General features: G+C 67.1%; 24 protein-coding genes. 14 read left to right on the top strand and 10 right to left on the bottom strand.

Annotation, left to right across the window (positions count from 1 at the left end; translation table 11 throughout):
- Positions 1–97 precede the first annotated feature (97 nt).
- Positions 98–871 carry a hypothetical protein gene (locus ACIP5Y_RS01130; RefSeq protein ID WP_400346466.1) on the top strand — a complete coding sequence of 258 codons (774 nt, stop codon included), beginning with the start codon at positions 98–100 and terminating at the stop codon, positions 869–871.
- A gap of 188 nt (positions 872–1,059) precedes the next feature.
- Here the strand turns inward: ACIP5Y_RS01130 and ACIP5Y_RS01125 are convergent, their stop codons facing one another.
- Positions 1,060–2,028, bottom strand: coding sequence for a sigma-70 family RNA polymerase sigma factor (locus ACIP5Y_RS01125; RefSeq protein WP_397010117.1), 969 nt, complete (start codon positions 2,026–2,028; stop codon positions 1,060–1,062).
- 356 nt (positions 2,029–2,384) lie between these two features.
- The gene (locus ACIP5Y_RS01120; protein ID WP_400346464.1) at positions 2,385–3,923 is read right to left on the bottom strand and encodes a methyltransferase; all 1,539 of its coding nucleotides are present in this window, start codon (positions 3,921–3,923) and stop codon (positions 2,385–2,387) included.
- A 403-nt stretch (positions 3,924–4,326) separates the two neighbouring features.
- Between ACIP5Y_RS01120 and ACIP5Y_RS01115 the strand changes: the two genes are divergently transcribed.
- The 5 genes from ACIP5Y_RS01115 to ACIP5Y_RS01095 are packed head-to-tail and all read left to right on the top strand — an operon-like array spanning position 4,327 to position 6,900.
- Positions 4,327–4,707, top strand: a complete 381-nt coding sequence (locus ACIP5Y_RS01115) for an ATP synthase subunit I (protein ID WP_400346463.1) — start codon at positions 4,327–4,329, stop codon at positions 4,705–4,707.
- Between the two features lie 26 nt (positions 4,708–4,733).
- On the top strand, positions 4,734–5,486 hold the full coding sequence (gene atpB / locus ACIP5Y_RS01110; protein WP_400349046.1) for a F0F1 ATP synthase subunit A: 753 nt from the start codon (positions 4,734–4,736) through the stop codon (positions 5,484–5,486).
- Between the two features lie 45 nt (positions 5,487–5,531).
- Positions 5,532–5,789 carry a F0F1 ATP synthase subunit C gene (locus ACIP5Y_RS01105; RefSeq protein ID WP_397010111.1) on the top strand — a complete coding sequence of 86 codons (258 nt, stop codon included), beginning with the start codon at positions 5,532–5,534 and terminating at the stop codon, positions 5,787–5,789.
- 8 nt (positions 5,790–5,797) lie between these two features.
- Positions 5,798–6,304 carry a F0F1 ATP synthase subunit B gene (locus tag ACIP5Y_RS01100; RefSeq protein ID WP_400346461.1) on the top strand — a complete coding sequence of 169 codons (507 nt, stop codon included), beginning with the start codon at positions 5,798–5,800 and terminating at the stop codon, positions 6,302–6,304.
- Positions 6,301–6,900 carry a hypothetical protein gene (locus ACIP5Y_RS01095; RefSeq protein ID WP_400346459.1) on the top strand — a complete coding sequence of 200 codons (600 nt, stop codon included), beginning with the start codon at positions 6,301–6,303 and terminating at the stop codon, positions 6,898–6,900. Before ACIP5Y_RS01100 ends, ACIP5Y_RS01095 begins: the two co-directional genes overlap by 4 nt.
- Positions 6,901–6,907: 7 nt before the next feature.
- Here the strand turns inward: ACIP5Y_RS01095 and ACIP5Y_RS01090 are convergent, their stop codons facing one another.
- Both ACIP5Y_RS01090 and ACIP5Y_RS01085 read right to left on the bottom strand, forming a co-directional pair.
- On the bottom strand, positions 6,908–7,654 hold the full coding sequence (locus ACIP5Y_RS01090; RefSeq protein ID WP_400346458.1) for a VOC family protein: 747 nt from the start codon (positions 7,652–7,654) through the stop codon (positions 6,908–6,910).
- Positions 7,655–7,663: 9 nt separating this feature from the next.
- The gene (locus ACIP5Y_RS01085; protein ID WP_400349044.1) at positions 7,664–8,587 is read right to left on the bottom strand and encodes a GlxA family transcriptional regulator; all 924 of its coding nucleotides are present in this window, start codon (positions 8,585–8,587) and stop codon (positions 7,664–7,666) included.
- Between the two features lie 146 nt (positions 8,588–8,733).
- On the opposite strand from ACIP5Y_RS01085, the gene ACIP5Y_RS01080 reads away from it, so the two are divergent.
- Positions 8,734–10,050 carry an MFS transporter gene (locus ACIP5Y_RS01080; protein WP_400346457.1) on the top strand — a complete coding sequence of 439 codons (1,317 nt, stop codon included), beginning with the start codon at positions 8,734–8,736 and terminating at the stop codon, positions 10,048–10,050.
- Positions 10,051–10,069: 19 nt separating this feature from the next.
- Here the strand turns inward: ACIP5Y_RS01080 and ACIP5Y_RS01075 are convergent, their stop codons facing one another.
- Positions 10,070–10,510, bottom strand: coding sequence for a DUF3099 domain-containing protein (locus tag ACIP5Y_RS01075; RefSeq protein WP_400346456.1), 441 nt, complete (start codon positions 10,508–10,510; stop codon positions 10,070–10,072).
- A gap of 88 nt (positions 10,511–10,598) precedes the next feature.
- Between ACIP5Y_RS01075 and ACIP5Y_RS01070 the strand changes: the two genes are divergently transcribed.
- The 4 genes from ACIP5Y_RS01070 (at position 10,599) to ACIP5Y_RS01055 (ending at position 13,679) form a co-directional block, all read left to right on the top strand.
- A complete protein-coding gene (locus ACIP5Y_RS01070; RefSeq protein ID WP_400349043.1) occupies positions 10,599–10,841 on the top strand; it encodes a DUF3039 domain-containing protein in 243 nt (80 codons plus the stop codon).
- Between the two features lie 38 nt (positions 10,842–10,879).
- Positions 10,880–11,266, top strand: a complete 387-nt coding sequence (locus ACIP5Y_RS01065; protein ID WP_400346454.1) for a hypothetical protein — start codon at positions 10,880–10,882, stop codon at positions 11,264–11,266.
- Between the two features lie 236 nt (positions 11,267–11,502).
- Positions 11,503–12,462, top strand: a complete 960-nt coding sequence (locus ACIP5Y_RS01060; protein ID WP_400346453.1) for an AraC family transcriptional regulator — start codon at positions 11,503–11,505, stop codon at positions 12,460–12,462.
- Positions 12,463–12,530: 68 nt separating this feature from the next.
- A complete protein-coding gene (locus ACIP5Y_RS01055) occupies positions 12,531–13,679 on the top strand; it encodes an LLM class flavin-dependent oxidoreductase (protein ID WP_400346452.1) in 1,149 nt (382 codons plus the stop codon).
- Between the two features lie 13 nt (positions 13,680–13,692).
- Here the strand turns inward: ACIP5Y_RS01055 and ACIP5Y_RS01050 are convergent, their stop codons facing one another.
- Positions 13,693–14,115, bottom strand: a complete 423-nt coding sequence (locus tag ACIP5Y_RS01050; protein ID WP_400346451.1) for a ribonuclease domain-containing protein — start codon at positions 14,113–14,115, stop codon at positions 13,693–13,695.
- 202 nt (positions 14,116–14,317) lie between these two features.
- On the opposite strand from ACIP5Y_RS01050, the gene ACIP5Y_RS01045 reads away from it, so the two are divergent.
- Together ACIP5Y_RS01045 and ACIP5Y_RS01040 are read left to right on the top strand one after the other, a co-directional pair.
- Positions 14,318–15,091, top strand: coding sequence for a TIGR03084 family metal-binding protein (locus ACIP5Y_RS01045; protein WP_400349041.1), 774 nt, complete (start codon positions 14,318–14,320; stop codon positions 15,089–15,091).
- Positions 15,092–15,188: 97 nt separating this feature from the next.
- Positions 15,189–16,277: a family 43 glycosylhydrolase gene (locus ACIP5Y_RS01040; RefSeq protein WP_400346450.1), complete on the top strand. Its 1,089-nt coding sequence runs from the start codon at positions 15,189–15,191 to the stop codon at positions 16,275–16,277.
- Here ACIP5Y_RS01040 and ACIP5Y_RS01035 read toward each other — a convergent pair.
- From ACIP5Y_RS01035 to ACIP5Y_RS01020, 4 genes are all read right to left on the bottom strand, one after another.
- Positions 16,270–17,253 (bottom strand): GlxA family transcriptional regulator, encoded by a 984-nt coding sequence (locus ACIP5Y_RS01035; protein WP_400346448.1) that lies wholly within the window; start codon positions 17,251–17,253, stop codon positions 16,270–16,272. The genes ACIP5Y_RS01040 and ACIP5Y_RS01035 overlap by 8 nt on opposite strands.
- 46 nt (positions 17,254–17,299) lie before the next feature.
- On the bottom strand, positions 17,300–17,701 hold the full coding sequence (locus tag ACIP5Y_RS01030; protein ID WP_400346446.1) for a nuclear transport factor 2 family protein: 402 nt from the start codon (positions 17,699–17,701) through the stop codon (positions 17,300–17,302).
- A gap of 102 nt (positions 17,702–17,803) precedes the next feature.
- Positions 17,804–18,241, bottom strand: a complete 438-nt coding sequence (locus tag ACIP5Y_RS01025) for an organic hydroperoxide resistance protein (RefSeq protein ID WP_400346445.1) — start codon at positions 18,239–18,241, stop codon at positions 17,804–17,806.
- 177 nt (positions 18,242–18,418) lie between these two features.
- Complete coding sequence (locus tag ACIP5Y_RS01020; RefSeq protein ID WP_400346444.1) at positions 18,419–19,651, bottom strand: YhjD/YihY/BrkB family envelope integrity protein; 1,233 nt, start codon at positions 19,649–19,651, stop codon at positions 18,419–18,421.
- Positions 19,652–19,773: 122 nt separating this feature from the next.
- On the opposite strand from ACIP5Y_RS01020, the gene ACIP5Y_RS01015 reads away from it, so the two are divergent.
- Positions 19,774–21,483, top strand: a complete 1,710-nt coding sequence (locus ACIP5Y_RS01015; RefSeq protein WP_400346443.1) for a DEAD/DEAH box helicase — start codon at positions 19,774–19,776, stop codon at positions 21,481–21,483.
- The last annotated feature ends 110 nt before the right edge of the window (positions 21,484–21,593 follow it).

Here is a 21,593-nt window from a genome sequence, read left to right as displayed (position 1 = left end):
GAATCCCGGAATTGGTTGTTGCCCAGCCCCTTACCGTCGCCAGCATAATCGAACACGGTGTTCATAAAAAGACATCGTATTCACGAAGGAGCTTGCTGTGAACCAACTTCCCTGGCCGGTATGGCTGATCGTCGTCCTCGGTGTGATCGGACTCCCCGCCCTGACATTCGCCGGTCTGTGGCGCGGAAGTGCCACCGGACCGGCTCGGACCACCGCGCGATATGTCGCGCTCGCGGCCGCCCTCGCCTGGGCGCTGTGGGGTGTGACGAGCCTGCTGCTCGCCCACGCACACGTGTACCGCCTGCGCGCCGACCTACCCAACCCGCTGATCGGTGTCGCCGCCCTCGCCGCCTTCGGGGTCGCGCTGGCGTGCACGCGGATACCGGCGGTGTCGCGGCTCCTCGCCGCGCCGGACATCCTGTGGCGGCTGACTTTTCCGCAGATCCTCCGAGTAGGCGGCGTCGCCTTCGTGACCGCTTACGCCCTCGGCCACCTGCCGCCCGTCTTCGCCATCCCGGCGGGCTTCGGCGATATCGCCATCGGCATCGAGGCGATCTTCATGACGCGCAACCTCCGCCGCGGCACCCCCGGCCGCGGCGCCGTCTGGTTCAACCTGCTCGGCATCCTCGACCTCATCGTGGCGTTCACGATCGCCTTCACCGCAGCCCCTGGCCGCCCGCAGATACTCCCCGCCACCCCCACCACCGAGATCCTCGGCAACCTCCCGTTGGTCCTCATCCCCACCGTGATGGTCCCCATGGCACTAGCCCTCCACGTGGTGTCCCTGACGAAGATTCGCGCCACCGCCCGAGCCGCCCGGCTCGCCGCGCAGCCTGCGGTCCTGGCGAGCACGCCCGCGATGGGCGTCTGATCGACACACGAAAACGCCGGTCGGCGTGCGCTTCCCGGAGGGGGACGTTCGGGAAGCGGTGCCGACCGGCGCGACCGGGTCGGCGCCTCGAATGACGACCCGATGTATTCGGTGGTTTCGGTGTTCGGTGAGTTGCGTTGGGGGAGTGGGGGATCGGCTCGGCCGGTCCGGTGGCTCACCCGGCTCGATCAGCTCGCGTAGGCGCGCAGCCGGTCGGCGCGCTCGCCCTTGCGGAGCTTGGACATGACCTCGCGCTCGATCTGCCGGACCCGCTCGCGGGAGAGGCCGAAGAGCTTGCCGATCTGGTCGAGGGTGCGGGGCTGGCCGTCGTCGAGGCCGTAGCGCAGGCGGATGACCTGCTGTTCCCGCTCGTCCAGGGTAGCGAGCACGGTGCGGACGTCGCGGTGCAGGAGGCCGGCGATGACGGCGCTCTCGGCCGAGGTGGCCTCGGAGTCCTCGATGAAGTCGCCCAGCGGGGCCTCTTCGTCATTGCCGACCGGCATGTCCAGGGATACCGGGTCGCGGCTGTGGTCGAGCAGATCGGCGATCTTGTCGACCGGGATGCCGGACTCGTTGGCCAGTTCCGCGTCGGTGGCCTCGCGGCCAAGCTGCTGATGCAGTTCCCGCTTGATCCGGGCCAGCTTGTTCACCTGTTCGACCAGGTGGACGGGCAGGCGGATGGTGCGGGACTGATCGGCCATGCCGCGCGTGATGGCCTGGCGGATCCACCAGGTGGCGTAGGTCGAGAACTTGAAGCCCTTGGTGTAGTCGAACTTCTCCATGGCGCGGATCAGGCCCAGATTGCCTTCCTGGATGAGGTCCAGGAGCGGCATGCCGCGGCCGGTATAACGCTTGGCAAGGGACACCACGAGGCGCAGGTTGGCTTCGAGCAGGTGCTGCCGGGCGGCCTGGCCCTCGCGCACGAGCACCGCGAGATCCTTCTTCTTGACCGCGGACAGCCGTTTGTTCGTCTCCAGCAGGTGCTGCGCGTAGAGGCCCGCCTCGATGCGCTTCGCGAGCTCGACCTCGTCGGCTGCGGTGAGCAGTGCCGTCTTACCGATCCCGTTCAGGTACACACGTACCAGGTCGGCGGCGGGGCTCGCGGCGTCGAGGTCCTGTTCGCTGATGCGCACGTCAGTGGTGGCGGGGCTTGTCATGACTTGCCTCCTGTCGGTGGTGTCTCGCTCCGTTCAACGGACCCGACATCAGGAAAGTTCCCCGCCATGCTCCGCATAAACCGCGCCTGAGCTGCGGGTTTTACGGTGCACGGCTGAGAAGTTCCTGAGAAGCAGGCGATCCGGGGAACGCGTGCGACCGGTCGGTGGCTATCGGTGTCCGGGCGGTTGCCACCATCGATCTCGAACTTCGCTATGCGGCAATCGAATAGCTGTCGACGACCCTTGTCCTTCTGTAATTGTTCGGGCAGCTAATGAAACGGCGGGAATGCAGTCCGCATTCCCGCCGTAATAGTCCATGGGACCAAATTGTGACTCAGCTCACCGCGGAATCGGACTCAGCCGACCGGCCGGATCAGCCCGTGCCGGACCAGACCCGTCACCACGCCCAGCGCGGCCGACTCGAACTCCGGTGTCGCCGCATCGCCCGTTTCGCTGAACGCGAGCAACTCCAGCAGTTCGTCCAGCGCCAGCCCGTCCGGCCGCATGCCGGCCAGCAGCGCCGCGGTGGAGTCGTCCACCTCGTGCTGCCAGCGCGGGCCGTCGCTGCGGTGCAGCCGGGCCACCCGCTGCTCCCAGCCCTCCGTGCCCGGCAGATAGACGCGTTCCAGCGCGGTGGCCGCGTCGACCTCGTAGCGCGCCGACAGCATCGGCCCGGGATCCGCGGCGACGGCGCGCAACCACGCCGACCGCTCGAAGTACTTCATGGCCTCCGCGCCCAGCGGATCCTCGAAGCCGTGCGTGAGGTCCTCCGCCAGGAGTTCGGTCGGGCCGTCGATGGCGCGCAGATAGACGAAGCCGAAACCGATGCCCTCGACCTCGGATTCGGCGAACGCGTCCAGCCAGCGTTCGGCGCGGGCCTGGGCCGCGCCCTCGCGCGGGTCCAAACCCGCATCGCGCAGCCAGGTTCCGACGTACAGGGCCGGATCGGCGATGTCGCGCTGCACGATCCACGCGTCCACGCCGTGGTCGGGCAGCCAGGAGGAGACGCGGGCGCGCCAGTCCTCACCCTCTATATGCACCCAGGAGGCCAGTAGCGCCGCGGTGCCACCGGGATTCAGCAGTTCCGGAATACCGGAGATGACGAGTTCGCTCGCGCCGTCCAGCGCCAGGCCGGAGTCGCGGTAGGTGTGTTCGACGCGGGCCGGGCCCACCACGAACGGGGGATTGGCCACCACCCGATCGAAGCGCCGGCCCGCGACCGGTTCGAACCAGGACCCTTCCAGCAGTTCGAGATCCAGCTCGTTGAGCGCGGCGGTCGCGCCGGCCAGCCACAGCGCGCGCCGGTTGACGTCGGTGCCGGTGACGGTGCGCCCGTACGCGGCGGCGTGCACGGCCTGCACTCCGCAGCCGGTGCCGAGATCCAGGACGGTGCCGGTCTTTTCGGTCGGGGTGGCGCGCAGCAGCGACAGCGAGGCCTGGCCGACGCCGAGCACGTGGTCGGTGTCGAGGCTGCGCCGGTGCATGGAATCGTCGAGGTCGGACAGCACCCAGCGGGTGCCCGCGCCGAGATCCAGCGGGCGCAGGTCGAGGGCGGCGCGTATCTGGTCGCCGTCGCGTTCGAGCAGTCCGGCGGCCATCGCGCGGTCGATGCGCAGGGGTGAGAAGGCCGCTGCCGCTTCGTGTTCCGGGACGGGATCGCCGAGCAGTAGTAGACGGACCAGGGTGCCGAGTTCGCCGAGTTCGCGGGTGGCGCGGCGGACGGGCACGGGTTCGCCGCGGCCGAGGGCGGCGTGTGCCTCGTCGCCGAGGGCGTCGAGCAGGGTGCCCGCGTCGTAGCCGGCGCGGAGGAGCGCGGCGCGTAGCTCGGGGGCGAGCTCGGCGAGCGGGGACGAGGCGGTCGTCGAGCGCTGGTCGAGGGAGCGGTTCGTCGGCATGAACAGGAACTCTGCCACCGCAACCTTCCGGCATCGGGCACCGGCCCCGGGTCGGCCGGTGGGGAAGGTTTCGGCCGATTCCCATAAAGGTAAAGGAATTCTAAAGTCCGATTTGTCTGAATTGTTATTATGAACGCATATCAGCTGTCCATCCCGCTAACGTTCGCCCCGAACTGTCTGAGCTGGATGGGGTCGCTGACGGGCAGTCGTGTGCACCGCGCCGAAGTGCACCGTGTCGGATTCCGAAAATGGTCGCTGAAAGGTGGCTGTGGGCTCATAATGGAATCCAAGATCAACAATTTGAAGATCAAAAATACTGGCCCCCAACAGGGTTGGTCTGTGTATGCTACTGATCATGCACAGCCCCACTACAAGGTGGGATGACGGCAAGGCGGTGTCGTAAGTGGACGTCAACAAGCTCCGGATGCGCCGGGCGACGGCTATTGCAATTGCCATCGGCGTATTGGCACTGATGGCCACGGGGGCTCTGGATAGATGGTTGCTTGGGGTTTTCATGAGCGCGGGTTTGGCGCTCGGATGGCTCAATGCACGGCTCACGTGGATGTCGATTGTGCGTATCACTGATGCGGAAACTCCCAGCAAACAAAAGCTGGCGCTTTCCTCGGCTTCGCGCTTGCTCATCCTGACCGCGCTGTCGATAGTCATCGCGTACTTCACCAGACCGTACGGCGTCGGAATCTTCTTCGGGCTGGCGGTATTTCAGCTGATATTGATCCTCCACACCGTGGTGCCCGAGGTGAAAGGGCTTCGACAGCAATCATGAGCATTCCTGTCGCTTCGATCGCGCGGATGTCCGCCCAGGTGCAGTTACAGGCCGACGGGGCATCGAAAATCCAAGTCGGCGACCATGCCACGGCACAGCTGTGGGGTCTGACCTTCAATATCGACACCATCGTGTCGACCAGTGTTGCCGCCCTCATCGTGCTCGGGCTGGCGTTCTACCTGCGAATCAGGCTGACTTCCGGTGTCCCCAACGGGGTTCAGCTGTACTTCGAGACCATTACGGTCCAGATGCGCAATCAGGTCGAGGGCGCCATCGGCATGAAGGTCGCGCCGTTCGTGCTGCCGCTCGCGGTCACGCTGTTCACCTTCATCCTGCTGTCCAACTGGCTTTCGGTGCTGCCGGTCCAGTACGGCTCGGGTGAATTGATCGCGCCGCCGGCCTCGGACTTCAACTTCACGCTCGCGCTGGCCCTGTTCGTGTTCCTGCTCTATCACGCCGCCGGCATCTGGCGCCGCGGCGCGGGCAAATACGCGAAGGGTCTGCTCAAGGGGCATGCCGGCTACGGCATGGTTTTCATCAATGTGATCGAGGAAATCGCCAAACCGTTGTCGCTCTCGTTGCGGTTGTTCGGCAACATGTTCGCGGGCGGCGTCATGGTTTCGGTGATCGCGTTGTTCCCGTTCTGGATCAGCTGGGGTCCGAACGCCATCTGGAAGCTGTTCGACCTCTTCGTCGGCGCGATTCAGGCGTTCATCTTCGCTCTGCTGACCGTCCTCTACTTCAGCCAGTCGATGTCGCTGGAGAGTGAAAACCACTGAGCGGTCCACTCCGTTCAGGGATAATCCGCACAAGGGAAGTGAAAAATGGCAGATCCAGCAACCGCGAGTATCGTCCAGGGCGCTCTTATCGGCGGCGGCATCATTCTGGCGGGCGGTGCCATCGGTGCGGGCATCGGCGATGGCCTCGCCGGCGCCGCATTGATCAACGGCGTCACCCGGCAGCCGGAGGCGGAAGGCCGGTTGCGCAACAACTTCTTCCTGACCGTCGGTCTGGTGGAAGCGGCCTACTTCATCAACCTAGCCTTCATGGCGCTGTTCGTATTCGCGACTCCAGGTAAGTAGACGTAATCATGTCTCCCAGAACGGATGTGGAGGCCGCGGGGAACTTCCTGATCCCCAACGGAACCTTCTTCGTCGAGCTTTTGATCTTCCTGATAGTGCTCGGTGTCATCTGGTTCTTCGTTGTTCCGCCGGTGCGAAAAGTGCTGGCGGAACGGGAGGCACGGGTCAACGAGACGACGGCGACCGCCAAGGAAGCAGCCGAGATATTCGGTGAAGCCGAAGCCCGCTACGAGTCGGCACTCGCCAAGGCCCGTGCCGAAGCGGCAGAAATTCGCAACGAAGCCAGGACCGAGGGCCGCGCCATCCTCGACGAGATGCGCGGCCAGGCCCAGCAGGAAGTCGACGGCATCGTGGCCGAGTCCACGGCACAGCTGCGTGCCGAATCCGACCAGGTTGCCGCCGCACTCCGCGAATCCGTCGAACCACTGGCCCAGGGTCTCGCAGACAAGATTCTCGGTGTGGACGATCGTGCCCGGACCAGTGCGGGCCAGCAGAGAGGACGGGGGTCTGAATGATCCTCACCAATGGCCTTCTCGCCGACGGCGGTTACAACATCGTCTTCGATTGGAAAGTCTTCTTCAGCCAGCTCTTCGGTTTCGCCGTCATCGTCTGGTTCATTGTGAGATACATTGTGCCGCCGTTCAAAAAGATGGTGAACAACGCCCAGAACAACATCCGCAAGCAGCTCGAAGAGAGCGAGCAGGCGGCGCAGCGCCTGACCGACGCCAAGACGGCCTACGACTCCGCGGTCGCCGAAGCGAAGGCCGAACTCGACCGGATGCGCGTGGAGGCCCGCGAGGACGCCGACCGCATCATCGCGCAGATGCGTGAAGCAGCCGCCGAAGAGGTCGAGCGGGTCCGCAAGCAAGGCCGCGATCAGATCCTGCAATTCCGCAGGCAGATGATCCGGGACCTGGAGACCGACCTCGCGGCCGCCATGCTGGCCCTCACCGAGGAGAAGGTGCGCGAGCAGATCAGCACACCGCAGGCCCGGGCCGACAGCATCGAGAAGTTCCTCGAAGATCTGGAAGCCCTGGCCAATTCGGGCGAGGCGTCGGTGAAATCGGGCGAGGCGACCAGGGGCCGCCAGCCCGAGAGAGAACGCAACTGAATCGAATTCAGGCAGGTTCCCGTCCGGTCAGGCAGTACGGCTGACCGGACGGGTCTGTCATGACGATCCAATGCTTACCGTGCTGCACCCGGTGCGCACCCAACTGCTCGTGCCAGGCGGCGGTGGCCTCGATATCCGTGCAGGCCAGATCGACATGCCCGGCGGTGGGCCGATCCTCGCCCAGCCGCTGCAACAACAGATCGATCGGAATCCCGGGTCGCGCCGACAGGCGGGAGAACTCCGGCAGACTGCCGGGCCGCCAGGCCCAGCCGGTCAGCTCGGTCCAGAAGCGGGCCTCGGTCTCGTAGTCGTTCGCGCCGATGTCCAAGCACACCTGATCGAGCCGGCTGCGACTGCCCGCCGGTCCCTCGACCGCCGGGGACAGTCCCTCGACGGCATCGCGAAAAGGTGTGAAGCAGAACGTCATTCCGTGCGGTGAACGCAGCACCGCATAGCCGATGTGCTCGGTGAGAATGTAGTCCGCCACCAGCGTCGCGCCCAACGCCACCGCACGATCGGTGGCCGCCTGCACATCGTCCACGTCGAAATCCAGGTGGATGCGCGGATCCCCGCCGATGGCCTGCATTTTCACCGTCGGGGAGCCGGAATCCGGTAGCAGCGTGACGAATTCGCCGTGCTCACCGCGCGGCGCGGACCGGCTCGTCCCGGTGATCGCGGTCCAGAACTCGGCGCAGTCGTCGAACTGCGCGGCCGGCCGGTCGAGGAACGCCCAGACCCAGCGGATCGTCGTCATGCTGTCTCCTCATGCTCGCGAAAGGTCTTGCTTGCGAAACGTCTTGCGATAGGTCAACGGTGGCACACCCAGTTCCAGGCGCATGTGGTGGCGTAGCGAGGCGCTGGTGCCCATGCCCGCGGCGCGCGCGACCTCGTCGATCGGCAGATCCGTGGACTCCAGCAGATGCCGCGCGTGCCGCAGCCGCTGCTGCAGGATCCACGCGCCCGGCGCCAGACCGGTCTCCGCCTTGAACCGGCGGGTGAAGGTGCGGACGCTCATCCGGGCATGGGAGGCAAGGCAATTCAGGGCCAGATCGCGATCCAGGTGGCGCAGCGCCCACACCCGGGTCGGTGCGGTGCCGTCGATGCCGGGCTCGGGGATGTGCCGTTCGATGAACTGCGATTGCCCGCCGTCCCGGAACGGCGGCACCACGCAGTAGCGGGCCGCCCGGTTCGCGGGGCCGCTGCCGTGATCGGTGCGGATCAGGTGCAGGCACAGGTCGACGCCCGCCGCGAGACCGGCTGCGGTCCAGACGTTTCCGTCCTGCACGAACAGCAGGTTCTCGTCGATGCGGACGTCCGGGTAGAGGGCGCGGAAGTGGTCGGCGTACTGCCAGTGCGTGGTGGCGCGGCGCCCGTCCAGCAGGCCCGCCGCGCCGAGCACGAACGCGCCGGTGCAGATCGACACGATGCGGGCGTCCGGCCGGATGGTGGCCAGCGCCGCGGCCAGTTCGGGGGTGAGCCGGCCCAGGGTGCGGGGTTCCGGGATCTGGGTGCCGGGGACGATCACGGTGTCGGCGCGGGCGAGCAGTTCCGGCCCGAACTCCGGGACGATCGCGTATCCGTTGGTGGCGCGGACCGGGTTCGTGCTCAGCCCGCAGACGTGCACGTCGTACAGGCCGTTGCCTGATTCGTCGACGGCCGAGCCGAGCACGGTCGGCGGAATGGTCATGTCGAACCCGATGATGGGTTCCAGGGCGAGCACGGCGACCAGATGCGGTGTGGGCACGGGCTCCTCCATCCTTCGTGGCTAGATCTTGACGCATTGTGGCATTCCGGCCACTCGATCGGGAAGCGAATATCGGCGACGCTCGACGGGTGAGTGAACTTCGCATCGATCAGGCCCCGGAAAAGCCGCACGGCACAGGTGAATTGCCGCGCCGGACCCGCCTGCATCCCGCCTGGATCGTGGCGGTCGTCGGATTCGTCGCACTGCTGGGCGCAGCCGGATTCCGGTCGGTGCCCGGTGTGCTCATGGACCCGCTGCACGACGAATTCGGCTGGTCACACGCCACCATCGGGGCCGCGGTCTCGCTGAACATGGTGTTGTACGGCGCGATCTCGCCGTTCGCGGCCGCCCTCATGGAACGGTTCGGCATCCGGGTGGTGGTGTCCTGCGCGCTGGTGCTGGTCGCGGCCGGGTCCGGGCTGACCGTGTTCATGACGCAGTCGTGGCAGCTCATGGCCACCTGGGGGCTGATGGTCGGGGTGGGCGTGGGGTCGATGTCCATGCCGTTCGTCGCCACCATCACCGGGCGCTGGTTCGTGAAGCAGCGCGGACTGGTCACCGGCGTGCTCACCGCCGCCGGATCCACCGGGCAGCTGGTGTTCCTGCCCCTGATCGCTTGGCTCGCGCACAATCACGGCTGGCGCACTCCCGCGCTGCTGGTGTCGGCGGCGGCGCTGGCGGTGGTGCCGCTGGTACTGCTCTTCATCCGCGACTATCCCAGCGATATCGGGCACACGGCGTACGGCGCCGGTCCCGGCGATGACAGTGGACTGCGGACCTCGCACCCCGGGGGGATGACCCGTGCGCTGGTAGTGCTCGGACGGATCGTGCGCAAGCCCGTATTTTGGCTGCTGGCAGGCACTTTCGCCATCTGTGGCGCGACGACCAACGGGCTGGTCCAGACCCATTTCGTGAGTGCCGCGCACGATCACGGCATGCCCGCCACCACCGCGGCCGGTCTGCTGTCCGTCGTCGGCATCTTCGATATCGCCGGGACCATCGCCTCCGGCTGGTTCACCGACCGCATGGACTCCCGCTATCTGCTGATCACGTACTACGCGCTGCGCGGCCTCTCGCTGTTCGTGCTGCCGATCCTGCTGAAACCCGAAGTGCAGCCGCCCATGTGGGCGTTCATCATCTTCTACGGCCTGGATTGGATCGCCACCGTGCCCCCGACGGTCGCCCTCTGCCGGGAGCACTTCGGTGCGGACGGACCGGTCGCCTTCGGCTGGGTCTTCGCCTCCCACCAGGTGGGCGCGGCGCTGGCAGCATTCGGTGCGGGCATGATCCGGGATGCGCAGGGCAGCTACAACCTGGCCTGGTTCATAGCGGGCGGTCTGTGTGCCGTCGCCGCGGTGCTGTCGGCCAGCATCCGCCGCCGCCGCGCGGATGTCGCGATCGCCTAGCCGGCAGGGCGCCGGCTTGCTACCCGTCGATGGCCTTGTGCGGCCGTGACTCCAGGGCGGCTTGATCGCGGCGCCCGTCCCAGCGGCTGGGCTCGTCCTTGGTGCGCGGGGGACGGTCGTTGGCGATCAGGACGGCGATCCACGGCAGTGGGATGGAAACGCCGATGATCAGCAGCGACAGCCACCAGCTGTGCCAGAGGCCGTAGGCGATGGCCGCGCCGACCAGACAGGGGATCCGCATCGCCATGATCAGCGTGTACCGCCGCACCCGGTCCCGATGCTGCTGTTCCAGCGAGGTGGACGCCTCGGTGATCAGAGCCGGATTGGCCTTCTGCTCACCGGGGAAGTACCCCTGCTGCGCGCGCGGCGGCTTGGGAATCGAACCAGCGGGATGGAACTCGGCTTCGGGGCGCTCGCCGTCGCCGCTGGAATCGGCCTGGGGATCGCCGTCACGCTGCATACCTCGAGTCTTGCACTACCGCCCGTCGAATGCACACGCCCCCACTTCTCCCATACTTCCGGCAGGCTTCCGACCCTCTGCTGGCATTATTGATGTCGTGAGCGCAGACACCCTGGTACGTCCCGACGAGACCACCGACGAGTCGACGGACAACGACACCCCCAAAGTCTTCCATTACGTGAAGAAGAACAAGATCGCCGAGAGCGCGGTCATGGGCACCCACGTCGTAGCCCTCTGCGGCGAAGTCTTCCCGGTGACCCGTTCCGCCAAGCCCGGCTCCCCGGTCTGCCCGGACTGCAAACGCATCTACGAAATGATGAAGAAGGACTGACCGGTCCGGCTGATCGATCCCGTGGAGGACTGGGCGCGATGACCGCGGCACGTCAGATTCCCGATCCGTGGTCGGACAGCCGCGGCACCACGCACTGGATACCAGCGCGCGGACTGAGCAACGGACTGCAGGCGCGGGCCTTCGGCGTCCTCGCGGACCTGGACGAGTCCCAGGTCTATCGAGTGCTCTTCGCGCTCTCCGATGAGGGAATCGCAGGCTACGTCCTCCCGGTCCGCGTGACCGTGATGGAGGCCGGTGACCCGGAGATCCTGTGGCGCCTCCGGGTCGACATCCCGCGCTACCGCGCCGCGGAGGACCTGCTGATGGAGCTGCTGCGCTACGGCCGCCCCCGCCGCCCCCGCAAGCCACCACCGCAGGGCCGTCGCCGCCGCATGAGTGTGGCACTGGTCCGGAAGTCGCCTTGAGAAGTGAGCCGGGCGTGCTCGTCGCGGCATTGGGACGAGCACGCCCGGGTTCTTCCCTCGGCGGGCACTCGGTCTTCCCCTCCGGTGTGAGACCGAGTGGCGGATTTCGATGACACTGTCGAAAGCCTGTCTCGCACAGTAGGTTCCACGGCCGTTCGGTTTCTACCGTTTTCCTGCCCGTTCGCGGTCGTTTTCTGCCTGCCGTAGGCTGCGGCGGTGGGTGGAAGGGCGGCGGTGTGATCGGTGCGGAGTACCGGCGCGAGACCTTCTCGACCGACGATGAGGACCCGGCGGCGTCGTGGTGTGAATACCTCCGGCAGCGGCAGGGGTCGGTCGGGTTGGGGTTTCGTGCGGACGAGTTCCGGTCGGATGCTTACGCGCAGGATGTCGGGAGATTCCAAGTCGTCAAGTTCACTTCCGGCGCACTCGATTACCAGCGCTCACGACGCGATGTGCGATCCGACGGTGACAACAGCTATCGCCTGCTCGTCCCGCTGCGGGGACGTTTCGAGTTCGAGCAAGGCGATTCGAGGGAGATCTTCCAGCCCGGAAAGCTCTGCTTCTTCCATTGGGGCCGCCCGCTGCTGATGACGCACGCCGACACGATCAGCGCGTTGATCTTGACCGTCCCCGAGAGATCGCTCGAACCCGGGCGCGCCGAGAGGGCCTCGCTCGTGCTGGATGAGAAACGTCCTTTGATGCGCATGCTGGAGACCCAGGTTCGGATGCTCGTGGAGGCCGAGGACTGGACGGCAGCGGATTTCAGCGTCGCATTCGCCAGCGCGCTCACGCTGCTCGATGGGGCATTGAACCCCGCTCCTGCGATCGGGTCCGGCAAGCGGGCTTTGGATGCCGAACGCGCACGACTTCTGATCGAGGAGCATGCGCACGATCATCGGGTGACACCGAAGATGATCGCCGCGATGCTGGGGATCGGCGAGCGGACGCTGTACAAGGTGTTGCAGAGCGCCGGGTACTCGTCGCCGGGCACGTTGCTCCGCACCATCCGTGTCGAGCGCGCGCACCGGCGATTGTCCGTTGCGCTGCCGGTGGATATGGACAGGATCGCCTTCGAGGAGGGGTTCCCAAGCACGCGCAGATTCCGCGAGGCCTACCGGGAGCATTACGGGCAGACCCCGGCCCGGATGCGTGAGCAGCTCTTCGCCGGCGCGCGCGTGGAATCCGGGATCGACTGACGGCGAACGGGATTCGACGGATAATCGGGGGGTTCCGGGTCGGCTGGGACGGTCGGGAGGAGACCATCATGGTGGGCTCGGGTGATCGGAAATCGTTCGCGGTGGGGACGCTGGCGGGGATCAATCCGCCGGTGGGGGCGGCGCGGTTCGTGGTGCGGATGGCTCGGCTGGGGCGGCTGGATTCGGTGCTGGCGACCGATCATTTGATCGGGGTGTTTCCGCGGGCGGCGTGGGATACCGAGTTCACGCCGATGGCGAAGGGGGTGGGGAGTCCGGACGAGCAGTTCGACTTCGCGCCGCTGCTGGCGCATTTGGCCGCGGGAGCCGGGCGCATGCAGTTGGGGGTGGGGACGACGGATCCGCATCGGCGGCATCCGGTATTGCTGGCGCAGACGTTTCTGACGCTGGCCCATCTGACGAAGGCGCCGCCGATTCTGGGGATCGGGGCGGGGGAGCGGGAGAATCTCGAGCCGTACGGGTTCGCGTGGAATCGTCCGGTGGATCGGCTCGAGGAAGCCTTGCAGGTGCTGCGTGCGGCCCTGACCTCGACGGAGCCGATCGATTTCGCGGGCCGCTACTACCGGATGGACCGGGCGCCAATGGATTTGACGGTTCCGGCCGACCGGATGCCGCAGATCTGGCTGGGTGCGCACGGGCCGCGCATGCTGGAGCTGACCGGTCGGTACGCCGACGGCTGGTATCCGTGGGAGTCCATGGCGCCGGCCGAATACGAGCGCCGGCTGGCGGTGGTCCACGCCGCCGCCCGCACGGCCGGGCGCGACCCCGAAGCGATCGTTCCCGCGCAAATGGTGACGATCCTGCCGGCGCGTACCGAGGCGGGTGTGCGCCGCCTGCTGCGGGCGCCGTCGGTCCGCTATGTCGGACTGTTCGCGCCGGCCGCGGTGTGGGCGCGCTGCGGCGCGAAACATCCCTTCGGCGAAGACTTCCGCGGCCTGATCGACCTGATGCCGCACCGCCTCACCAAATCCGAGGTACAGGAAGCGTCGGCCGAAGTCACCGAGGAAGTCCTCCGCGAATGGCTCATGGTCGGCACTCCGCGCGAAATCCTCACCCGCCTGCGCGATCTCGCCGACGCGGGCCTCCGCCACGCCATCATCTTCCCGACCTCCGCGCTGGTATCCAATGCCGACGCAGCCTTCGGCTACGGCACCGTGCTCTGGCTGGCGGACCGACTACGCCGGACCCCGGCGCGCTGACCGGCCGCCGCGGTCAGCGCATTCTCGTGAAGGTGGCGTAGTGGTCGCCGGTGTACCAGGCCGAGCCGTCGTCGCCGGTGACGATGCGCTCGGCGTCGCGGGAGCGGCCCGGGATCTTGCAGTTGACGTCCCACTCCAGGTAATCGACGCCGCTCGGCAGCTGGCCGCTCCGGTTCTGCCAGACCGTGCCGCCTTTGGTGCCCGGGCAGTCGTCCGGCGGCCATTGCCTCTGGTCGATGAGGCCCAAGGTCGTCCAGGCGCGTTGCGGAACGGTGGCCGAGACCAGCTGGATGGTCGCCGGGGCGGGCGCCGGATCGGCGCTCGTCCGTACGGCGTCGGCGCCTGGGAGCAGCAATGTCACTGCCGCGAGCAGGGCCAGTAGGACGGTAATCGCCCGGCGCGAGCGAACTTCCGATCGGAAAGTATTCCTCGTCATGAGGCCACACCGTCACCCCCGCGCATGAACCCCACGTCACGTCATGCTTTCCCGGGCGTGAACAACTGAGGTCGGTAACCGCCGGGGCGGCGCGTTCGCGGCCGTCACGAATCTGGCTGAACCCGAAGGTATTTCAGGATGCATCGGCGCGGGCGGCGTATGTTGGTGGTGATCATGTTCGGCCACGGGTGTGAGGGTGATGATGTTGGATTACGGTCTCGATCTGTCCGATGTGAAGCGCGATATCGCTCTGCCCGATCTGGAGCTCGAAGGCGATGAGCTCGACGCGCTGGTGTCGGCGCAGGACGACTGGTCCGCGCCGACACCGGCGGTGGGGTGGACGATTGCCCACCAGATCGCTCATCTCGCCGTGGCCGATGCGAACGTCGTCATCGCCATCCGGACCCCGGAGGCGTTCGACGCGGTGCTGAAGCACGCGGAGGCCGTGGGCAGCCGGGCCGCCGATCTCGATGCCGACGCGGGCGCCGCGAAACCTCGGGCGGTACTGCTGGACGAATGGCGTGCCGGGCGTGCCGAGGTCGCGGCGGCGTTGCGCGATATTCCACTGGACCACGGGTTTCCGTGGTTCGGCTCGGAATTGACCGCGACGCTGATGGTGCCGCTACGGCTGATGGAGACGTGGGCGCACGGGCAGGACGTGTTCGACGCGCTGGGCGTTCCACACCCGCCGACCGGGCGGCTCCGGCATGTGGCCGCGCTGGGCGTCGCCGGGCTCGAACTGTCGTTCTATGCCGCCCAATTGCCCACTCCGGCAGCGCCTTTCCGCGTCGAGCTGAAGGGACCCGACGGGGAGACCTGGGCGTGGGGCCCGGAGGACGCCGTACAACGAGTTCAGGGCAGCGCCTTCGACTTCTGCCTGCGGGTCACCCAGCGCAGGCCCTTGGCCGAGACCGACCTCACGGCGGTCGGCGCGGACGCCCGGAAGTGGCTGGAGATCGCCCGCGTCTTCCTCTGACGCGATCCGTGCAGGCGAAACGCCGGAGTGTCGCGAATGATCGATTGTGCCCGCGGCATGCCGGACACTGGTTTCTCGATATCTGGTGGAGGCGGTCATGGCGGGCTGGCGGACGATACTCGGGGTCGTGGGGGCGGCGTTTCTCTGCCTGGCTTCCGCGCCGACGGCGCCGCGCGCCGCGGCGGCCGACCCGGACCGCGAACAATTCACGAATCCGGTCCTGGCTGCCGGGGCCGATCCGAGCATCACCTACTACCAGGGCCGATTCCACCTGGTCCAGGGCGACTTCTACAACGACGACAATGTCGTGATCCGCAATTCGGAGACGCTCGGCGGATTGCAGAACGCCGAACCGCACGTGGTGTGGCAGCACCCGGCGTGCCCGGCGCCGGCCTGCACCAAGATCTGGGCGCCCGAACTGCAGCGCATCGGCGATCGCTGGTGGATCTACTTCGCGGGCCAGGAGAACGACAACCCCGAGACGCACCGCATATACGCGCTGCAATCGGTGGGTGACGACCCCGCCGGACCCTATGACTTCCTCGGCGAAGTGAACCTGCCCCGCACCGTGGCCATCGACGGCGTCTACCTGACCTACCGGAATCAGGGCTACTTCCTGTGGTCCTGCCTGAAGCCCGAAGACCCACGCGTACAGCAGATCTGCGCGGTGCACATGTCGGACCCGATGACGGCGATCGGCGACACCGTCGCGATCTCGACGCCGACCGCCGCCTGGGAAACCGTCCCCAACAACGCGGGCCTGCTCATCAACGAAGCGCCGCAGCCGATATACGCCCCCGACGGCACCCTGTACGTAACCTTCTCCGCCAATGCCAGTTTCGACGACAGCTACCGCCTCGGCCTGCTGCGCCTGACCCCCGGCGGCGATCCCATGGACCCGGCGGCCTGGACCAAATCCGGCGGCCCGATCCTGCCGGGCGGCCCCCACTCGATAGCCCCGGGCCACAACGGTTTCTTCACCATCGACGGGCAGCCGTGGATCGCCTACCACGCCCGTCTCGACCCCGGCACCGGCTGGGCCGGCCGCAGTATTCGCGTGCAGCCCATGTCCTTCGGCCCCGACGGCCGCCCCCGCTTCGGCGCGGCCCTCGAGCCCGATGTGGCTGTCATCGTCGGCGACGATCGCCGACCGGCCTCCGCGGACCCCGGTCGAACCGTCAAGTAGGCCAGGGCTGCGACCGCTGCTCCGCGGTGCGGGTGGTGAAGGTGGCGCGATACTCCTTGGGCGTCACGCCGACTATCCGGCGGAAGTGATGCCGGAGCAGCGGGCCGGTGCTCATACCTGTTGCGCGGGCTATCTGTTCGACGTCGAGGGTGGTGTCTTCGAGCAGGTGCTGGGCGTGGCGGATGCGTTGGAGGGTGAGCCAGCGGTGCGGGGTGGTGCCGGTTTCGGAGGTGAAGCGGCGCAGTAGCGTGCGGGTCGACATGTTGGCGCGGCGAGCCAGTTCCGCTGAGGTGTGTTCCACCGTCAGGTCATCGAGGATCTCGGCGAGGACGGGTTGCAGGCCGGCGTCGGCGGTCTCGGGCACCGGGCGATCGACGAACTGGCGTTGACCGCCCTCCCGATGCGGGGCTACGACCATGCGCCGGGCAATCAGATTCGCCGCGGCGGAACCTATTTCGCGGCGGACCAGGTGCAGGCAGGCGTCTATGCCCGCCGCGGTGCCCGCGCTGGTGATGATCGATCCGTCGTCGACGAACAGGACGTCCGGATCGAGGTCCGCGCGCGGGAACCGGCGGCGGAAGTCGTCGGCGTAGCGCCAGTGGGTGGTGCACTTCCGGCCGTCCAGCAGACCCGCGGCGCCCAGCAGGTAGGCGCCGCTGCAGACCGAGAGGAGGGTCGTGCCCCGGTCCGATGCGGCACGCAGTGCGTCGAGTACGGCCGGTGCGTAGTCGCCGCGGACCGCGGCCGCGGGAACGACCACGAGATCGGCGTCGGCGAGTCCGGCCAATCCCACCGCCGGGACGACGGCGAAACCCTGTGCGCAGTAGAGGGGTTCGCCGGGGTGTTCACCGCAGACCCGGAAGTCGAAGGCCGGGCCGCCTTCCGTGGTGCGGTCCACGCCGAACACCTCGCAGACCACGCCCAGTTCGAAGGGCGTGAAGTCCTCGACCACGACTGCGGCGATCGTGTGCAGCATGGCACCACGCTATTCGCGGTGCTTGCCGGCGGGGGTTTTCGCCACGCTATTGCGCCGCGGCGGCGGTTCCCTCGCGGTGGTAGAGCTTGGCCACGATCATCCAGAGCCCGTCGATCAACAGCAGGTTCAGGTAGTCGACCATGATGTTGTCGTTGAGCCGCAGTCTTACCTTGGCGACCGCCATCTCCGGCGAGAGCGCGTCGATCCGGAGCACGGTGTCCTTGCGGGGCGCCCCGTTCTGCTCGGGTGACCGCCTGGCCCGCATGAGCTCCCGGTATTCCTCACGCGGACGCACCACGATGAGCCCGTCCTGCGCGGAGTAGAGCACCGCCGACGGGTGGAACACCCGGTCGAACAGGCTCATGTCCTGGGTGTAGAGCAGGTCGAAGTAGTCCTGCAGCAGTTCGTCGATCCCGGCGGTGGTGGTTTTCGCGCCGATACTGGTCATTGCTGAGCTCCTCGCTGGTTGTCGATGCTCCAGCGATTCTTCAGCAACCATCAGGACCGGCACCAGCAGCGAAAACGCCGTTCACTGACAAGAAAACGCCACCTAGCTGCGCGCCTGGGCGGGGAGTTGCCGCAGGTCGACGGTGATATTGCCGCGAGTGGCGCGCGAGTACGGGCACACCTGATGCGCGGCCTCGATGAGCTGCTCGGCCTGCGCCGGTTCGACGTTCGGCAGTGCGATCTCGAGGGTGACGGCCAGCCCGTAGCCGACGTCCTCGGGGCCGATGCCGACCTCGGCGGTCACCGTCGAACCGGTGACATCGGCCTTCGCGCGGCGGGCGACCACCAGCAGTGAATTGTGGAAGCAGGCCGCGTAACCGGCGGCGAAAAGCTGTTCGGGATTGGTCTTTCCGCCCTGCCCGCCGAGTTCGCGCTGAATCGCGAGATCGAGATCGAGCAGGCCGTCGGAGGTGGCGACGTGGCCGTTGCGGCCCTCGCCGTCGGAGGTGGCCTCGGCGGTGTAAAGGATCTTCTGCGGCATGGGTTTTCGCTCCTGTGCGGGGTGTTCTCGGTCGATATCGACACTAGGAGCCGAGGTCCCGAACCAGAATGGCCGAACCGCTCGTGCGATTGTCCATCCGTCTCCGGTGTTCGACCTCTCGGAGATCGTGGAGGCCCACCGTTATCGCCCGAGCGTCATTCGATCTTCCGTGTGAAGCTAACCCCGATTGCTCGGGCCCTCATGCCCGGCCAACCTATCCTGCTTCGGATTGCGGTGCCGTGCCGCGCGCTTCCGCGCTGCCCACCAGGCCTTGATCTGCGACCAGCGGGTGGCGCGGGCCGGCCAGAACTCCTGCACGCTCGCATTGAACTCGGCGCCGAGGATGATGGCGAAGCCGAGGAAGAAGGTGAAGAGCAGGAAGGCGATCGGCGTGGCCAGCGCGCCGTAGCTGATGCCGGTCTGCGTGACCCAGGCCAGATAGCGGCGCAGGCCCGTGCTGGCGGCCATGAAGAAGACACCCGCCACGAGTGCGCCGCCGAACAGGCGATGCCAGGGCAGGGTGCGATGCAGGGCCAGCTTGTAGAGGAAGGTCAGGCCGACGATGAGGATCAGGCCGGTGGCCGGATAGTAGAACGCGTCGATGAGCCGCAGTCCGGGTTCGCGCCAGCCGTGCGGCAGGACGCGGCCGACAATGGTCGGGCCCAGCGCGATCAGGGGTAGTAGCAGCACCGCCACGATCAGGAAGCCGACATAGAGCAACAGCGCAAAGGTGCGCTGCCACACCGGATGCCGGGCGGCGGCCTGCCCGTGGGCGGCGGTGATGGCGTCCACGAAGGTGGCCATGGCCGACGAACCCGCCCACAGCGACAGCACGAACCCGACCGACACCACGCCGCCGTGGCCGCGTTTGAGCACGTCGTTGACGGTAGGGGCGACCAGATCGTCGACGACGCTGGAGCTGAACGCCCGGCGCGCGAAGTTGATGATCTTGGATTGCACGATATTGATGGTGTTCGGCCCGAACCAGTGGCCGACATAGCCGAGACTGCCGAGCAGTCCCAGCAGCAGCGGGGCCAGCGACAGGGTCTGCCAGAAGGCGGCGGCCGCGGACTTGGTGAAAATCGAATCGTCCCAAGCCTTTGCGGCCACGTGCACCACGAGCTGCCAGATCCGGCGCAGCCGGGTGGCGGCGAGCACGGTGGCGGGCGGGGTATCCGGTACCGGCTCGAATCGAATGGTCGGTTCTTCGTCGGGCGGGGTGTCCGGCACCGGCGCGAACCGGATGGTCGGTCGCTCGTCGGGCCAGTCGATCGGAACGTCGGTGAATGGGGGTTGCGGCGCCCCGGCGGACCGGGCGTTCGGCGCGCCGGCGGGTCGGGCCTTCGGCACTGCGGTCCCGTCCGACACGGAGTCGTCGGCGTGTCGCGAAGGATCGTCGTGCTCGTTCATCGTGGCTACAGCATCGCTCACCTGCGTCGGGAATGTGGACGGACGCGCGATGTGTCGTGCGGCACTCCAAGGGGCTGTGTCGGATTGGAAGAGTGTCGGTCCGGGTCGCTAATCTCTACCGAGTGACTTCGGGTGGTGGCGGTTCTTTACGTGCATGGCAGCGCAGGGCTCTCACCAAGTATCTGACGACCAGGCCACGCGACTTCCTGGCTGTCGCCACCCCGGGTGCGGGTAAGACGACCTTCGCGTTGCGGCTGGCGGTTGAGCTGCTCAACGACCGGACTGTGGATCAGTTGACGGTCGTCGCGCCGACGGAACATCTCAAGCATCAGTGGGCGGCCTCGGCGCAGCGGCTGGGCATCCAGCTGGACTCCAACTTCTCCAACTCCACCGGTTCCACCTCGTCGGACTATCACGGCGTGGTGGTCACCTATGCGCAGGTGGCGTCGCATCCGTTCAAGCATCGGGTGCGCACCGAGAACCGGCGCACGCTGGTGATCATGGACGAGGTCCATCACGCCGGCGATGCCAAGAGCTGGGGTGAGGCGGTCGAGGAGGCCTTCGGCGATGCCACCCGGCGGCTCGCGCTGACCGGTACCCCGTTCCGCAGTGACGATTCCAAGATCCCGTTCATCACCTACGCGGTCGACGAATCCGGGTTCGAGAAGTCCAAGGCCGATCACACGTACGGGTATTCGGAGGCGCTGGCCGACGGCGTCGTGCGGCCGGTGGTCTTCCTCGCCTACTCCGGTGAGGCGCATTGGCGCGACAGCGCGGGCGACGAGTACTCCGCGCGCCTGGGCGAACCGCTGAATGCCGAGCAGACCGCCCGCGCCTGGCGGACCGCGCTGGATCCGGCCGGTGACTGGATGTCGAAGGTGCTCACCGCGGCCGATACCCGGCTGCGGCAGTTGCGGGCCACCGGTATGCCCGACGCGGGCGGCCTGGTCATCGCCACCGACCAGGACAAGGCGCGCGATTACGCCGAACTGCTGGAACACATTTCGGGTAGCAAGCCGACCGTCGTGCTCTCCGACGATCCATCCTCCTCGGATCGGATCGGTGAGTTCGCCGATAACACCAATCCGTGGATGGTCGCGGTGCGCATGGTGTCCGAGGGCGTCGACGTGCCGCGCCTGGCGGTCGGCGTGTACGCCACCAGCGCCTCCACGCCGCTGTACTTCGCGCAGGCCATCGGTCGTTTCGTGCGTGCCCGCAAGACCGGTGAGACCGCCAGTGTCTTTCTCCCCTCGGTGCCGGTGCTGCTGGATCTGGCCGCGCAGCTGGAAGTTCAGCGCGACCACGTCATCGGCAAGCCGCATCGCGAGAAGAACGAACTCGACGACGAACTCCTCACCGACGCCAACAAGCAGAAGGACGAGCCCGGCGAGGAGGAGAAGAAGTTCATCGCCCTGGCCGCCGACGCCGAACTCGATCAGGTCATCTACGACGGCGACTCCTTCGGCACCGCCACCTTCTCCGGCTCCGACGAGGAAGCCGACTACCTCGGCATTCCCGGCCTGCTCGACGCCGACCAGATGCGCGCCCTGCTGCGCGAACGTCAGGCCAAGCAGATCCAGGACCGCAGCGCCGAGGCCGCCCGGCCCGCCGGCCCCAGCGTCGAGGCCGCCGCCGAACGCGCCGCCACCGCCGACAAACTCGGCGAACTCCGCCGCGAACTCAACAGCCTGGTCGCCATGCACAACCACCGCACCGGCAAACCCCACGGCGTCATCCACGGCGAGCTACGCCGCGAATGCGGCGGCCCCCCAACCGCACTCGCCACCGCCGAACAACTCACCGAACGCATAGCGGCCTTGCGCCGCCTCTAGATTCCGCGGCCCCGCGTCGCTCTGCTGACCTGCGTCCCAGCCGTAAATGGGACCCTGCGGCCCAGCAGAGTGCGTGGGGTGGACGTCCGGCAGCGCCGAGAATGTTTGTG

The organism is Nocardia sp. NPDC088792 (assembly GCF_044750615.1).
Taxonomy (GTDB): Bacteria; Actinomycetota; Actinomycetes; order Mycobacteriales; family Mycobacteriaceae; genus Nocardia.
Note: the sequence above shows the minus strand (reverse complement) of the source record. Positions and strands in the feature narration are given on the sequence as shown.